Origin of the sequence: Sedimentibacter sp. B4 (genome assembly GCF_000309315.1) — a bacterium.
GTDB lineage: Bacteria > Bacillota > Clostridia > Tissierellales > Sedimentibacteraceae > Sedimentibacter > Sedimentibacter saalensis.
The window spans coordinates 49,082-63,265 of the sequence record NZ_CANG01000038.1; the positions used below are offsets into that span (position 1 = coordinate 49,082).

The 14,184-nt window shown below is 36.8% G+C and carries 13 protein-coding genes; 1 reads left to right on the forward strand and 12 read right to left on the reverse strand.

What is annotated here, in order from left to right:
• Positions 1-47 precede the first annotated feature (47 nt).
• The 6 genes from BN358_RS07435 to BN358_RS07460 all read right to left on the reverse strand — a co-directional run bounded on the left by BN358_RS07435 (position 48) and on the right by BN358_RS07460 (position 5,479).
• Positions 48-605 (reverse strand): AAA family ATPase, encoded by a 558-nt coding sequence (locus BN358_RS07435; RefSeq protein ID WP_019228600.1) that lies wholly within the window; start codon positions 603-605, stop codon positions 48-50.
• 131 nt (positions 606-736) lie between these two features.
• Positions 737-1,306: a GNAT family N-acetyltransferase gene (locus tag BN358_RS07440; RefSeq protein WP_019228601.1), complete on the reverse strand. Its 570-nt coding sequence runs from the start codon at positions 1,304-1,306 to the stop codon at positions 737-739.
• 392 nt (positions 1,307-1,698) lie between these two features.
• Positions 1,699-2,262, reverse strand: a complete 564-nt coding sequence (locus tag BN358_RS07445) for a hypothetical protein (RefSeq protein ID WP_019228602.1) — start codon at positions 2,260-2,262, stop codon at positions 1,699-1,701.
• 20 nt (positions 2,263-2,282) lie between these two features.
• The gene (locus BN358_RS07450) at positions 2,283-2,915 is read right to left on the reverse strand and encodes a TetR/AcrR family transcriptional regulator (RefSeq protein ID WP_019228603.1); all 633 of its coding nucleotides are present in this window, start codon (positions 2,913-2,915) and stop codon (positions 2,283-2,285) included.
• A 216-nt stretch (positions 2,916-3,131) separates the two neighbouring features.
• Positions 3,132-4,232: a 23S rRNA (uracil(1939)-C(5))-methyltransferase RlmD gene (gene rlmD, locus BN358_RS07455; RefSeq protein ID WP_019228604.1), complete on the reverse strand. Its 1,101-nt coding sequence runs from the start codon at positions 4,230-4,232 to the stop codon at positions 3,132-3,134.
• A gap of 125 nt (positions 4,233-4,357) precedes the next feature.
• Positions 4,358-5,479, reverse strand: coding sequence for an aminotransferase (locus BN358_RS07460; protein ID WP_019228605.1), 1,122 nt, complete (start codon positions 5,477-5,479; stop codon positions 4,358-4,360).
• Between the two features lie 256 nt (positions 5,480-5,735).
• Between BN358_RS07460 and BN358_RS07465 the strand changes: the two genes are divergently transcribed.
• Positions 5,736-7,121, forward strand: coding sequence for a M20/M25/M40 family metallo-hydrolase (locus BN358_RS07465; protein ID WP_019228606.1), 1,386 nt, complete (start codon positions 5,736-5,738; stop codon positions 7,119-7,121).
• 188 nt (positions 7,122-7,309) lie between these two features.
• Here BN358_RS07465 and BN358_RS07470 read toward each other — a convergent pair whose 3' ends face one another.
• The 6 genes from BN358_RS07470 to BN358_RS07495 all read right to left on the reverse strand — a co-directional run bounded on the left by BN358_RS07470 (position 7,310) and on the right by BN358_RS07495 (position 14,175).
• A complete protein-coding gene (locus tag BN358_RS07470; RefSeq protein ID WP_019228607.1) occupies positions 7,310-8,008 on the reverse strand; it encodes a 1-acyl-sn-glycerol-3-phosphate acyltransferase in 699 nt (232 codons plus the stop codon).
• Between the two features lie 171 nt (positions 8,009-8,179).
• Positions 8,180-9,022, reverse strand: coding sequence for an undecaprenyl-diphosphate phosphatase (locus BN358_RS07475; protein ID WP_019228608.1), 843 nt, complete (start codon positions 9,020-9,022; stop codon positions 8,180-8,182).
• A 302-nt stretch (positions 9,023-9,324) separates the two neighbouring features.
• Positions 9,325-9,684 (reverse strand): DUF134 domain-containing protein, encoded by a 360-nt coding sequence (locus BN358_RS07480; RefSeq protein WP_019228609.1) that lies wholly within the window; start codon positions 9,682-9,684, stop codon positions 9,325-9,327.
• A gap of 126 nt (positions 9,685-9,810) precedes the next feature.
• The gene (gene ligD, locus BN358_RS07485) at positions 9,811-12,264 is read right to left on the reverse strand and encodes a DNA ligase D (RefSeq protein WP_019228610.1); all 2,454 of its coding nucleotides are present in this window, start codon (positions 12,262-12,264) and stop codon (positions 9,811-9,813) included.
• A complete protein-coding gene (locus tag BN358_RS07490; protein WP_019228611.1) occupies positions 12,261-13,034 on the reverse strand; it encodes a Ku protein in 774 nt (257 codons plus the stop codon). The genes ligD and BN358_RS07490 overlap by 4 nt, the downstream gene beginning before the upstream one ends.
• Before the next feature lie 118 nt (positions 13,035-13,152).
• Entirely contained in the window at positions 13,153-14,175 is a 1,023-nt protein-coding gene (locus BN358_RS07495) for a VCBS repeat-containing protein (protein WP_019228612.1), read from the reverse strand.
• Between the last annotated feature and the right edge of the window lie 9 nt (positions 14,176-14,184).

The following is a 14,184-nucleotide window of genomic DNA, read 5'->3' on the forward strand; positions in this document are numbered from 1 at the left end:
TCCATTTTTTCCTAGTTTCTCAAAACTTTAAGTTATCTCTCATCAGTTTATGTTTCAGAACTCATTTTTCGATTATACACCTCGACAATCAGGTCACAGTTATTCGTGAGCTGGTTTGCTCCATTAAGCCGAAGAACCTCGCACTTAAGAGTATTTGCCCACTCGGTATGTGTTTTCAGATTCGGTGAACCGTCAGTATCATACCGCGATACACTGTCAAGAAAACGCCTATGATTTTGAAAGAGATCGCCTCCTTCAAGAATCCTATAACCGAATTGTTCATATGCACGCTGATTGACACGAGCAAGGCGAATATCCTTGTCAGCTGTCAGATGAACCGCAAGCTCAAACAGCGGATCAAACGGAGCATGAAAACTATCCATCGATCCAGCCATGACAAAATGCTCATCTCCTGAAATTGCTTCCATAAGCTGATTAGCTTTCTCCTCACGCGAATACATTACGGTATATGGTTCGGCAGTATCTTTTTTCCAGATATAGTCGTCAATATCGAAATACGGAAAAGATAGCGCTTTGGCAACCATCTTGCCAAGTGTAGTCTTCCCTGAACCGGCAGAACCAAAAATTATTATTCCTTTAGGCATTGATTAGCCTCCACATATTCTTGTCTATATCTTGTTATCAATACTACCGTCTCAACGTGTTTGGAGTATAGGCGGCAGACAATATAATTTAGCTAAAAATTCATTAATCTCTTTGATTTCAACAACAAAATTTACACTTCAATAATATACGCGTCTATCATGCCGTCATAGACATCGTGGCTGTAGATGAATCCATACTTTTCATACAGTGATCCGGCGTTGTTCCCATTTGACACGTGAACAAAGATGTATCTGACATCCGGTACACTTCGTAGCCATTCCATTCCTTTGTCCATCAGCTCACTGCCGATGTGCTGTTCTCTATATTCCGGCAGCACGTAGAGGTTGTTGAGATGTGATGCTACAGCCGGCACAACCAAATTGCTCGGATATAGTTCTCCAGCGTTTTCAGGAATCAAGTCCGCCCATCCCGGTCTCGCTTTCTTAGTCTCCTCTGTTACAGTGTCTGCTTCGCAGAAAATATATCCCACAGGCTTATCTCTGTCATACGCGACATAAAGAAATCGTTTTTTCGCCCCATTGAATGCCGGCTTGAGTCTATTTTCAAAATCCATCGATTCTAATATTTCTTTATACTTCACGCCCCTATCTGCCTGCAGCTTCATTAACGCATTGCAGAGGTCCCTGCACTCCTCAACAGGGCCGTCCGAAGACAGGTCCTTATATGTTATGTTGATCATACCTCAAGCCTCCTTCTATTTCACCAATATTTTTCTCTTTAGTTTAATTATACCAAATATTCTAGAGAAACGGAATATACTATAATTAGTTTATAAGACAATCGCAAAGAATAATTTCTTAGGTTTCCATTCAAACAATTTAGCAAAATTGCTTAATTCCGACAAACAGATTACAGCCTATGCAAAAATTCCCTCGAACTTTTAGCCGAGGGAACATAAAACACATCATAATATTAACTTTAAAATCAGCAAATTCTTTACTTTCAAGCTATTTCTTCTCAAGCAACACAACACATTCCACGTGGCTTGAAAGTACAGGATTAATGTCATTGAAACCGTTCGTTCGAGGAAACATATCCATTATAAGAAAAAGTGAATGAATTCCATATACATCACTTCTTTTTCGACAGATTTTTCTTATAATAATAAACGCCTCCAATACAAATGATTAAGCCTGTAATTGCCGGTTTTAATACGGACATTCCAGCTTCTCCACTAAATACAACGCTCCATATAATCTTTAATAAAGCTGCTGCAATCACAACTCCTAGAAGCAACCTCCAGTTTTTTTTCCAAGCAGCGATAATAAGAACAATAAAGAATATCGGAACAGATAAGCTCATTATAATTTTAGGTGCAGTCCATACTCCTTTTAAATACTCCATTTCATAGGCAAGAAATGTCATAACCTGAGGGCTGCTTGTTTCAGGTGCAGGAAACCAAAACATACTAGTAAACAGTGCAAAAATAGAAGCAAATATTCCAGTTAAGCTTTTCTTAAAAGCAAAAAATGTAATCGGAATTATAAACAAAGGTCTTATATACCAGCTCCATATATTATGATGTCTGGCAAATGCCCAGTTGAATATTATATCATTTGTTAAAAATAATATTATAAATAACACCGTAGCTACCGAAAAAAAAATTCCTAATATATAATCCATTTTTTTATTCATAATGAGAACCTCCTTAATTTCTATATGGGCTTTATTCCGTTAAAAATAATGTTAAGTAATGAATCAACTAATTCATTAGTATCTTCACTAAAATTGATATGATTAGTACCGCCATATTTGTTTAATATATACTCATTTACCGTTTTATTAAGAGATTGCAACATCATGCTTAAAGCCAGAGTATCAACCTCACTGTTAATTTCACCTTTTAATTTTGCATAATCAATCATTTGAGCAAATATGATATCTGATCGTTTTTCTCCCTCTTTAATTACTGCCTGCTTAGCATGTTCATTGCTCTCTTTTAAAAACTGTTCGCCTAAGGCAGCATATTGTGGATTTTTTTTAGCAAATTCAATACCTTTGATGAACAGTAAGCGAATTTGCTCCAGCAGTGTTAATGTTTTAAAATTTTCTAAAATTGTAGTGAAAAAATTAACCTTTTCTTCAATTGCTATAGTCATTATATAGATATAAAGGTCAAGTTTGTCCGTAAAGTACTGGTAGAAGCTTCCTTTAGCAATATTTGATTTCTTGCATATTTGATTAATGCTGGCTGTGTCATAATTTGCTGAGGCAAACTCATCAATCGCTACTGAAATAATTAAGTTTCTTTTGTCCTCTGACAAATTGAAAAAAGCTGTATTTGGCATTTTTACGTCCTTTCATACTTTTGTGACCACATGGTCACATTACTATACAACCATTATATGACCACATGGTCGCATTGTCAATAAAAAAATCCAATAATATCATAGCCGCAAAATCTGTCTCCTCAACCCTCATATCGGACTTTCAGCGACTAGTTGCTACCATTCTTGGCACAGTAAAAAACGCGCAAAAATATAGCGCGTTTTATAAAATACGATTTAGTTTTTTCTGACTATCAGCGAGACCGTCTCAACGTGCTCCGTTCCGGGGAACATGTCTACCGGGATTGCTTTTTTTACTTCGTAGCCTCTTTTTACAAGGTATGCCAGGTCTCTTTCAAGAGTTACCGGATTGCATGAAATATAAACCACTTTTTTAGGATTCAGTAAAATCATTGAGTTCATAAACTCTTCTGTGCTTCCTGATCTTGGTGGATCAAGGAACACAACATCTACTGACTGCTTTTCTGCAGCCATTTGGTTCATGAATTCACCTGCGTCCTGATTGTAGAAATAAATATTATTTACTTTATTTCTTTTAGCATTTGTTATTGCATCTTTTACAGCATCACGGTTAACCTCAACGCCTATTACCTTATTAACATGGTTGCTGGCAATTATTCCTATGGTTCCTATTCCGCAATATGCGTCAATTACTGTTTCTTTTCCTTTTAAATCCGCCAGCTCAATTGCCTTTCCGTATAAAACCTCTGTCTGAACAGCATTTATCTGGTAAAATGATTTTGGTGAAATTCTAAAAACTTTGCCGCATAAAGTATCCTCTATAAACCCTTTGCCGTACAGCACTTGTTCTCTTTCTCCAAGAACCATGCTTGTTTTTTTGCTGTTCACATTCATGACTATTGTTGTTATTTCCGGATGTTTTTTTAAAAGAGCTTTAATAAAATTATTTTTCGATGGAAATATATGAGAAGCAAGCACCAGTACAACCATTATTTCACCGCTTAAGTGACCGGTCCTTATCAAAACATGCCTCAACAGTCCTATTCCTTTGTCTTCATCGTATGTTCTTATCTTAAATGATTTAAGCATACCTCGGATAGTGACAATAATATTATCTGCCGGCTGATCTTCTATTAAACAGCTGTCTATGGGAACAACCCTATGAGACCCTGCCTCATATACTCCTGATATGACATTGCCCTTTTTGTCTGTATCAAATGCCGCATGGACTTTATTTCGGTAATAATACGGACTTTCCATTCCGATAATATCTTCCACCTTGCAGAATTTCTCCAAAAGAGCATTTACTTGTTCCTGCTTTTCCAGCAATTGCTTCTCATAGCTGAAATGCTGCAACTGGCAGCCTCCGCATTTATCTGAAACAGGGCATTTAAGTTTTTCTAAATCATTTATTTTTTTCTATTTGCATCACATTCCTCACAAAATCTTTTATACTCTAGTTATTAGTGTTTCTTTAGCTTCTAGATTTCTCTCAGAAATTCAGTAAACTTATCCAAACCTTCTCTTAATGTCTTGGAATCAAATGCATAACCTATTCTTACGCTGCCTTCCATTTCAAAACATGAGCCTGGAGTAAATAAAACACCTTTTTCTTTTATTAATCTCACACACAAATCGTATGATGGCATATCCTTCTTATAATATACAAGAGCTGTTGTTCCTGCAACAGGTTTAATATAACTTACTTCCGGAGTTTCATTCACCCACTGGTCAAGTATCTCCCTGTTTTTGATCAATATTTTTCTGTTTCTTTCAAATATTTTTTCCTTGTTGGCAAGAGCCATACTTGCAAACAAATCATCCAATACGCCGCAGCTTATTGTATCGTAATCTCTTCTTTTGCGGCATGCTTCTATTACTTCTTCGTTTCTTGATACAATCCATCCCATTCTGAGCCCTGCAAGGGAGAATATCTTGGACATGCTGCCTACTGAAATTCCTTTTTCATATATATCAGCAATTGAAGTCATGTAACTTCCATCTTCAGAAATTCCTCTGTATACTTCATCAGACAAAATGTATGCATTGACGCTTCTTGCTATTTCAACTATCCCCATCATAACATCATCCGGAATCCATGAACCTGTTGGATTGTCAGGATTGTTTATTGTGATCATCTTTGTCTTTTCATCAACCAGACTTTTCAAAATTTTCAGATCAGGAAGAAAATTATTTTCCGGTGTCAGTTGGAGAATTCTTACTTCAGCTCCAATTGACTCTGGAATTGAATAATGCTGCTGATAGGTAGGCATTACTGATATCATGTTGTCCTTAGGTTCTATCATGGACATTATAACCTGATGATTTGCACCAACGGCACCATGGGCAGGAATAACCTGGCTGGGTACAATATTCTTATACAAGCTTGATATGCCGTCTAACAGTTCCGGAGAGCCGTAAATGTGGCTGTAAGTCATTCTTTTGTCTTTTAGTGAGGCTAAATATTTATCCGGATTTTGGCCTGAAAGTTCTATTAATTCACCCAAGGTCATTGAATCAATACAAGTTTCACCAAGGTTATAGATTGCATCATTTTCATAATCGTTCATCCACTGTTCAACTTTAAAAGTTCTAATTTTCATGTTACCCTCCATTTTTATAATATATGTTATTCCCAAAATCATTGACTAATTAATAATTAATACAACCTCTAAAATTTTATTAATATTATAACATAAATTTTTCTGGTTTAAACAATAATTATTACTGTCATAACTCCGTATAATTTGTATTAAAAAAATATTTGATTAAATAGAATTTTCGATAATTTTTAACAATAAGCCTATGTTATACTCTCATAAATCAGCTGATAAAAAAATATAATAAGGAGAAAAACATATGGTAAAAAAAAGTTGTAGAATACTTTCTTTGATCCTTGTTTTTATGATGGTATTTTCCATATCATCATTTGCCGCAATCAATACAAATGCATCAACAGCATTTGACCAAAAAGTGCTTGCTAGAATTGATTCCAGAAAAGCGCTTGAACACATTAAATACTTAAGTGAAACAATTGGTCCAAGGGTAGCCGGAACTGCAGAAGAGAGACAAGCAGCAAATTATATCAGCAAACAGTTTGAGAAATTAGGATATGACGTTGAGGTTCAAACTTTTGAAATCAATAATGTTGTATCAGAATTGACTGTAGACATTCTTAAGGACAAACTTTTTATGGTGAATACAGCAACTGGCTCAGGGTATACTGATCTGGACGGTATAACAGGCAAACTGGTAGACTGTGGTCTGGGAGCAGCTGCAACTGATTTTCCTGCTGATGTTAAAGGAAAAATTGCATTTGTACAAAGAGGAAGTGTTTCATTTGCTATCAAAGCACAGAACGCTGTCGAAGCAGGTGCTATAGGTGTCCTTATGTATAATAACGCTCCGGGAAACGTAAATCCTACTTTAGGAGAATACAAAAGCACAATTCCATATATATCCATATCCCTGGAGGACGGACAAGTAATTTTTCAATCAATGAAAAATTCTGATGTTACAGTTACAATAAAGGCAGAATTAATGACAGAGTCACAAAATGTAATTGCTACAAGAAAACCACTAAAAGCAAATACAGGCATAGTATACATAACAGCTCATTATGACAGTGTTCCACACGCTCCCGGAGCAAATGACAATGCATCCGGTACAGCAATGTTGATAGAATTTGCAAGAATCTTAAAATCATATCCAACTGATAAAGAAATAAGATTCATTGCATGCGGTGCAGAGGAAATAGGATTAGACGGTTCTTATTACTATGTTGAACATCTTTCTCAAAATGAGCTGGACAAAAGCATTGCTAATTTTAACATGGATATGATTGCAACCAGTCATGGCCCTTGTAACATACTGTATGCAGATACAACAAACGGACAGCCAAACTTAGTTACAGAATCAGCAGTGGCATCCGGAATGAGATTAGGCAACAACATTCTGGAGGTAGGTAAAGGTTCATCATCAGACCACAGATATTTTGGTGAAATAGGAATTCCTGCAGCATGCTTTATTTGGGGAGATGAAGACGGTAATTTGGAACCTTGGTATCATAAACCAGAGGATACAATCAAAATTAATATTAGTTTGGACAGACTGCAACAGGCAGGAGAAATGATTGGTGCTGCCCTCTATGACGTTATTAGAACCGATACACGCAACTTAGAAAAAAGTGCTATAAGAAGAGACGGAATAGAAGAGAAAATTAATTCTTTTGGTATATCTGAATAAACAGCGCTATGAAATTGTCTGTAAATTAGTTATGATATTAAACCTTCTATGATAAATTATATATCATAGGAGGTTTTTTATGGTTATGATTCATCTATTGTAAGCCGTGTTGTGTGCTGACCATAAGCAGCCTACAGCCTCGTATGATTTGCACAGCCAATGGACAGCAAGCAGCTTACTTAATCTGCTCATTTATATACCCCTCTATAATTCTCAGGTAGCAGTCCTGCTATTTTCTTCATTGCATATTTTATGGCAAAATCTTCATAGTCTTTTTTATTTTGCTCTGTTTCTATCATGGGAAGTTCAAATTGTTTACCGATATTGATATGGACATCTGCATAATTAAAGGTTTCCGAGCCCATATCTTCTTTATTTATTGGCATCAATTTTTCTGTCCCGTATAATCCAATAGGTACAATAGGAGCACCTGTCATTTTTGATATGAGAAGGATTCCTTTCTTTGCTTCTATCAGACTGCCAACCCTGCTTCTTGTTCCTTCCGGAAAAATCACAATGCTTTCCCCTTGCTTAACAAGCTTAATAATCTTCTTAAGACCTTCTCTATCAGCAGTATCAGGTTTTATGTTTGTAGTCTTTATTACATTTATCCCAATACTTGTCAAAGTATTACTTGAAAGCTTTACACCTGCAACAAATGTTGGGTCAATCTCCTTTAAAGCCTTTTCTAAAACTAATCCATCAGAATTGCTTAAATGATTACATATAAAAATAGTTGGTGTCTTTATGTTCTTTAGGTTTTCGCTTCCTTCTATGTTTATGATTGCATATTTTTTAAGATATTTATCAACAACTTTTTTAGATATAAATGAGGAAAATTTACCTGGTAATATATTTATAATTTTTACCGCTGTAGAAGATATCATTTGCTTATTCCTCCCAATTTTTCTATACTCGAAATTATATCTTTAAACATGTAAAGTGTCAAACATGACTTAGATTTTCTATATCATGGGAGGTTTTTTCAATTGTAACTTTCTTCACAGTTTCTGAATTATTACTTAATCACCAGCAGAAATTCTTAACTTATTCCATTTCTAAAAAGCTCCTAAATACCCTGCCAGCAATACAATGACAGCAAAAATCATTCTGTATACAGCAAATACCTTCATGGGTTTTTTCTTTAAGTATGAAATGAATCCATTGATTACAATTAAAGCTACAATAAAAGAAACAATAAACCCGACTGCAAGAGAAATCATCTCAGAGGAAGTTAATATAAACAATCCCCCTATTTTTACAATCTTTAATGTGCTCATTCCGACCATGACAGGTATTGCTAAAAAGAAAGAGAACTCAGCTGCTGCAACAGTAGAAAGTCCTGCTATCCATCCTCCAATATTTGTTGAAGCTGAACGAGACATTCCAGGTATTATGGCTAGGCATTGAAACAAACCAATTATCAAGGCCTGTTTTGGAGTAACGCTTAACTCTTTATTTTTTGCACTGCCTTTCCTGAATTTATTCTCGGCATAAATCATCCATATGCCGCCAAGGAACAAAGTTATGGCTACAGGTATTGAAGAAAGCAGATATTCTTCAGCTAAATCATCCAACAAAATTCCTAATATTCCTCCGGGAATGCAAGCAATAAATATCATAAACCAAAACTTAAATCCTGATTTATCGTAACCAATTTTCTGCGGAAAGAAGTTAACAACAGTGTCTTTTATCTTTTTCCAGTAAAGAACTATGACTGCAAGTATGGCTCCAAGCTGTATTACATATGTGTACATTTCAACATAACTTGGTGTAGTTCCTTTAAATTTAATAATGTTTTCAAAAATAACAATGTGCCCCGTGGATGACACAGGCAAGAACTCTGTCAGTCCTTCAACAATACCTAACAGTATTGATTTAATAAGCAATATAATATCCATCTAATCACCTTTTTAATTATATATTTTAATACAAGTATTATTATAACAATATATGGTTATTGCATAAACAAATATGCTGCCTAAATGTCATTATCTCTCCTTTTCAAATATTGTTTACACTGATTAGAATCTCCATTGTTCTAATTCACTAACTGCATATATTATAATAAAAACAGAGAAATCCAAATATCGATTTCTCTTACAATTAACATTTTTATCTTACAATTTTGAAAGGTATACTGTTCTCTTAAAATTTCATACTTCTTTTTATTCTCTGTTCCAACAATCATTGTTTTAATATATTAATTTTCCACACCTTGTTCGCATCTTTTTTTGCAATAGCCCTTGTTGCAGAAGTTTTCCTCGCCGTTGCACAGCATGTATTCTCCGCCTTCAATCTTTAAAACTTTGCAGTTAACCAATGAGTCAGCAAGTTTTTTTCTTGCATCGTTGTATACCCACTGTACTGTAGTACGTGCTACATTCATTCGAATTGCACATTCTTCCTGTGAAAATCCTTCTATATCAATGAGTCTTACAGTTTCATACTCATCAAGGGTCATATTAATGATGTTTTCATTGTTTAGGTTTGAATCCAAAGGTCCGTATTGGCTGCTGTCAGGAAGACAACATACTCTTCTGCATTTCCTGGGTCTTGACATGTTAACACTCCATTGCTTATTTTTACTAATCTATCAATATTATAGGTGATTTTTTTAACAATGTCAATCGATTACTCATTCATTTGAATGCTTGTTCATATACATGAATATATTAAAATACCATCTTCACTTAAGCATCTGGTCATTTTGATAAAAATCTTTCCATGGGTCATCTTCAGAAATTCTTTTAAGTGCATCTACCATGCTGATGCCATCCGGTTCAACGGTGTCAAGTTCATGCCAAGCAATGGGCATGGACACTCTTCCGCCTTTTCTTGCTCTGAGAGAATAGGGAGCAATGCTTGTAGCTCCTCTGCCGTTTCGAATCCAGTCGATAAATATTTTGTCAGTACGTTTTGATTTTCTGACATTGCTTGTGTAGCGTTCGGGCCACTTCTTCTCCATCACTTCGGCAACTCCTCTTGCAAAGTCATGGAATACATCCCAGTTAACAGAAGGTTTTAAAGGGATGACTACATGATATCCCTTGCCTCCGCTTGTCTTGAGATAAGAATTAAGCGAAAGTTCAGTAAGAATACTTCTTATATCCTCTACACCCTGTCGGACTCTGCTCAGTTCCATTCCTTCATCCGGATCAAGATCAAATACCATTACATCCGGTTTTTCAAGCTCGTCAACACGGCTTCCCCAAGTATGAAATTCCAAAGTGCCCATTTGCACTTCGGATATAAGTCCGGATTGATTCTCAATATAAAAGTAATCTTCAGTTTCTCCGCTTCCTGTTGAAATAGGTATTGTAATGATTCCTTTGCTGCCCGGGCCGGGATGCTTTTTATAGAAACATGTATGTGATACGCCTTTGGGACACCGAACAATGCTTAGAATTCTTTGTCTCACAAAAGGAAGCATTCTCTCTGAAACCAATTGGTAGTACCGAACCACATCCGCTTTTGTAATTTCCGTGTCTTCGAATATTATTTTGTCGGGATTGGTAATCTTTATTCCTTCAATCATTAAGCTGTTTGAGTCTGCTTCCATTGTCTTCTCAACTTCTGTAACAGGCGATTGAATTTGCAGCTGTGTATCTTCATCTGCTTTTTCTCTTTTTATGTCCTTAGGATTTTTATCTGACCTAAGCCCCTTGAAACTTGCATGCCTCAATAGATTTTCTTCGGTCCATTCGGCAAATTTTATTTCTGCTACAAGTTCAGGTTTTAGCCAAGTTAATATTTCATCTTTTCTGGATTTAGGAGCCAGCTTGAATGGCGTATCATCCATCTTTAAGTTCATAAACTTTTCTTCAAGTACTTTCATGTCACTCTCACTTATGCCTGTGCCTGCACGACCTGCATAGACTAATTCCTCACCCTCATAAACCCCAAGGAGAAGTGAACTTACCCCATAGGCTTTTTTGTCTGTAAGAGTATATCCTCCGATGACGAATTCCTGTCTCTTATCACATTTCAGTTTAATCCAGTCACCATTCCTTGTTCCGCTGTAGACGGAATCAGCCTTTTTGCCCACTATACCCTCCATACTTGCTTCACAGACAGCAGCAAAGCTTTCTTTTCCGTTTCCTCTCACATAACGGCTGTAGTATAAATTTTCAGGTGCATTTTTCATCAATGATTCAAGCATTTCTTTTCTTTCAATCAGGGTATGTCCTCGAAGATCCACTCCATCCAACGCAAGTAGATCAAACACGATGTATGTGAGACTTTTAGCCTTGTGATTTTTCAAGTAGTTTTGCAATGCCTGAAAATCAGTCTTTCCTGACTCGTCTGTTATTACTGCTTCACCATCCAGTACCATTGCCCTTCCGGCAGCCCAGTCAATAAGAGACGAAGCAATATCATTAAAACGTTTCGTATAATCATTGCTGTTTCTGGTCATCAGCCGGACGCTGTTGCCTTCTACAAATGCAACTATCCTATAACCGTCATATTTCATCTCATAAAGCCAATCCTCACCCTCTGGAACTGTCTTAACTAATTTGGCAAGCTGTACATCAGCTGTTGTGAAAGGGTTCCTTGTAAATTTTTCATCTTGCCCTGTTTCAATTTCCAACATACTGCGTCCTGTCCTGATACTGGTTGTATATTGGGATATTCCATCGTCCGTTTTTATATATTCATCTTTTTCCTTAAGAAAGAGCCAATTATCCTTAGTATCCCCTTCTTTTGCTTTCAGTCTTACTAAAGCCCACTTTCCCTTAAGCCGTCTTCCTTTCAGAACAAACTTCAGCATGCCTTCTCTGAGGTTTTCTTCAACATTCCCGTAAGGTTCCCATAATCCTTCATCCCATAGCATGACCACTCCGCCTCCATATTCTCCCTTAGGAATAGTACCTTCAAAATTCCTGTATTCCAGGGGATGGTCTTCAACTTGTACAGCAAGCCTCTTATCACGGGTGTCATAAGAAGGACCCTTTGGAACTGCCCAGCTCAAAAGAACACCGTTCCATTCCAGACGCAAATCATAGTGATCTCTGCGGGCCATGTGGTGCTGGATGACAAATTTAAGACCTTCTTCTGAATCTTCTTTTTTACCCTCCGGCTCCAGTGTTCTCTCAAAATTTCTCTTTACGTTATATTCGTTCAGTCCTGCAGTCGTTATCAAGCCGATTCCTTGTCTTTCTTAGCTTTCTCAACACTGGCCTTCAGGGCTTCCATTAGGTCGATTACCTTGCCTGTATTGCCTGGCTCTGCTGCAACAATTTCTTTTCCGGAAATTTTTGTCTCTATGAGAGAACGAAGTCTGGACTGGTATTCGTCTGTATATTTTGAAGGGTCAAATGGTGTATCCATTGAATTGATCAGCATCTTTGCCATATTAAGCTCCTGTTCGGATACATCTGGTTTAGTATACTGTTTTTGAAGTTCTTTGATGTCATCTGCATAGAACATTGTAGAAACGAGGATTCCGTCCTCCCGAGGAATGATTGCCATCAGTGTGTCTTTTGTTCCCATGACAGTCTTACCTATTGCTATTTTCTGTTCAGCCATCAATGCAGAACGAAGCAGCTCAAAAGCTTTTTCGCCACCGGCCTCCGGTGCGGCTTGATATGTTTTGTCATAATATACCGGAGAAATCTGATCTAATTGGGCGAAGTGCAGAATCTGAATAGACTTTTCTTTTTCCGTCTTGATTTTTTCAATCTCTTCCTCTGTGATGACAACATACTTGTCCTCATCATACTCAAATCCCTTTACAATATCTTTTGTATTGATCTCCTTGCCGCAATGGGCACAGGTTTTCTTGTACCTTATGCGGCTATTGTCTTCCTTATGAAGCTGATTGAAATGAATGTCATTGTCTTGTGTGGTTGTGTACATTCCAATGGGAATTGCAACCATACCGAAAGTAATTACCGATTTACGTGATATCATAGTAGAACACCTCCAAAGACATTATTTCCAATTAAATCATAAGTATTCTGTAATAGTTTAAATGTTTTGGGGTTTCAATGGTAACAATTTAATCAAAATATTACTTATACTACATTCGTCAATTTAATGCGCCCTCGCTAAATTCACCTTCTGGAGCAGGTTCAAAATTTCCGTCATTGTCAAAATCACCCCACACATTTCCTTCATCATCAAACCACATATCAAGCTTTCCATCACCATCCAGATCAAAACCTTCATGTCCTTCAGAATCTGTAAAAAAACCTCCTTGGGGCAATTCTTGACTTTCATCCGCTACATCTGGTGCTGATGATTCGCCTTGTGACTCACTCATGGCAAGGCGTTCTTCCATACGTGTTATCACAGTGTCCCTGAACCAATCCATAGGTTTTATTTCATCAGTTGTCTTAATTAATTCTCCTATAAAATAGTCAAGATTGTATGTCTCAGTAAATGTGGGAACAGAAACAAAGACTGTGCTTTTGTCTGCTTTAAGAATAAATCCTTGGGGGTATTTTTCCCCGTCTGAAAAGCTGCTGTTTATATCAAGCTTAACCTCCCCATCTGCTAAAGCTTTCCATGTTTGTTGATTGATGAGATACTCATCGGTTATAAATTCTGACTGTCCCACAAACTTTGCCAGCGGTGCCAGATCAATGTCTTCAGATCCCTCTGCTTGAATAGTCTCCTGATTGTACGGTAACAATTCAAAAGAAATGTTTTCGCATATATTGTCGTCCATAAACCCGCCAGTGAATGAAAGACCTCCGGAAGACAGCTTACTCATGTCTCCATCAAAAGCAATCAGCGCACGCCCTTCATATTCACCGAACATATCCTCTCCTCCGTTTTTCCATGCAACAAAGTAAAGAGTAACTTTAATATAAATTGACTTACCTGTTGAAGGAACATTCAAAGCTGTTTTTTTGGTATCAGATGTTGTAATAAGCCAGTTATAGACTGCTGAATCGCTCGGTTTTGCAGGATTGGCTGCATTGTTCGGATTGGAAGAATTGCTCCCAAGTTCGTCCTGCGGCTTAGCAGTTGGAGATTTTGTAGTACCTTTACTGCTGCAAGCACAAAGTGCTAATATTAGAATAAAAAACAAAAACAATTTTCGCATAATAACTCC

Coding starts and splice junctions, on each gene's coding strand:
- BN358_RS07450 (WP_019228603.1), bottom strand. CDS start 2,915: ATGCCAAATACAGCTTTTTTCAATTTGTCAGAGGACAAAAGAAACTTA.
- BN358_RS07470 (WP_019228607.1), bottom strand. CDS start 8,008: ATGATATCTTCTACAGCGGTAAAAATTATAAATATATTACCAGGTAAA.
- BN358_RS07480 (WP_019228609.1), bottom strand. CDS start 9,684: ATGTCAAGACCCAGGAAATGCAGAAGAGTATGTTGTCTTCCTGACAGC.
- BN358_RS07490 (WP_019228611.1), bottom strand. CDS start 13,034: ATGATATCACGTAAATCGGTAATTACTTTCGGTATGGTTGCAATTCCC.
- BN358_RS07445 (WP_019228602.1), bottom strand. CDS start 2,262: ATGAATAAAAAAATGGATTATATATTAGGAATTTTTTTTTCGGTAGCT.
- BN358_RS07475 (WP_019228608.1), bottom strand. CDS start 9,022: ATGGATATTATATTGCTTATTAAATCAATACTGTTAGGTATTGTTGAA.
- BN358_RS07465 (WP_019228606.1), top strand. CDS start 5,736: ATGGTAAAAAAAAGTTGTAGAATACTTTCTTTGATCCTTGTTTTTATG.
- BN358_RS07435 (WP_019228600.1), bottom strand. CDS start 605: ATGCCTAAAGGAATAATAATTTTTGGTTCTGCCGGTTCAGGGAAGACT.
- BN358_RS07440 (WP_019228601.1), bottom strand. CDS start 1,306: ATGATCAACATAACATATAAGGACCTGTCTTCGGACGGCCCTGTTGAG.
- BN358_RS07460 (WP_019228605.1), bottom strand. CDS start 5,479: ATGAAAATTAGAACTTTTAAAGTTGAACAGTGGATGAACGATTATGAA.
- BN358_RS07495 (WP_019228612.1), bottom strand. CDS start 14,175: ATGCGAAAATTGTTTTTGTTTTTTATTCTAATATTAGCACTTTGTGCT.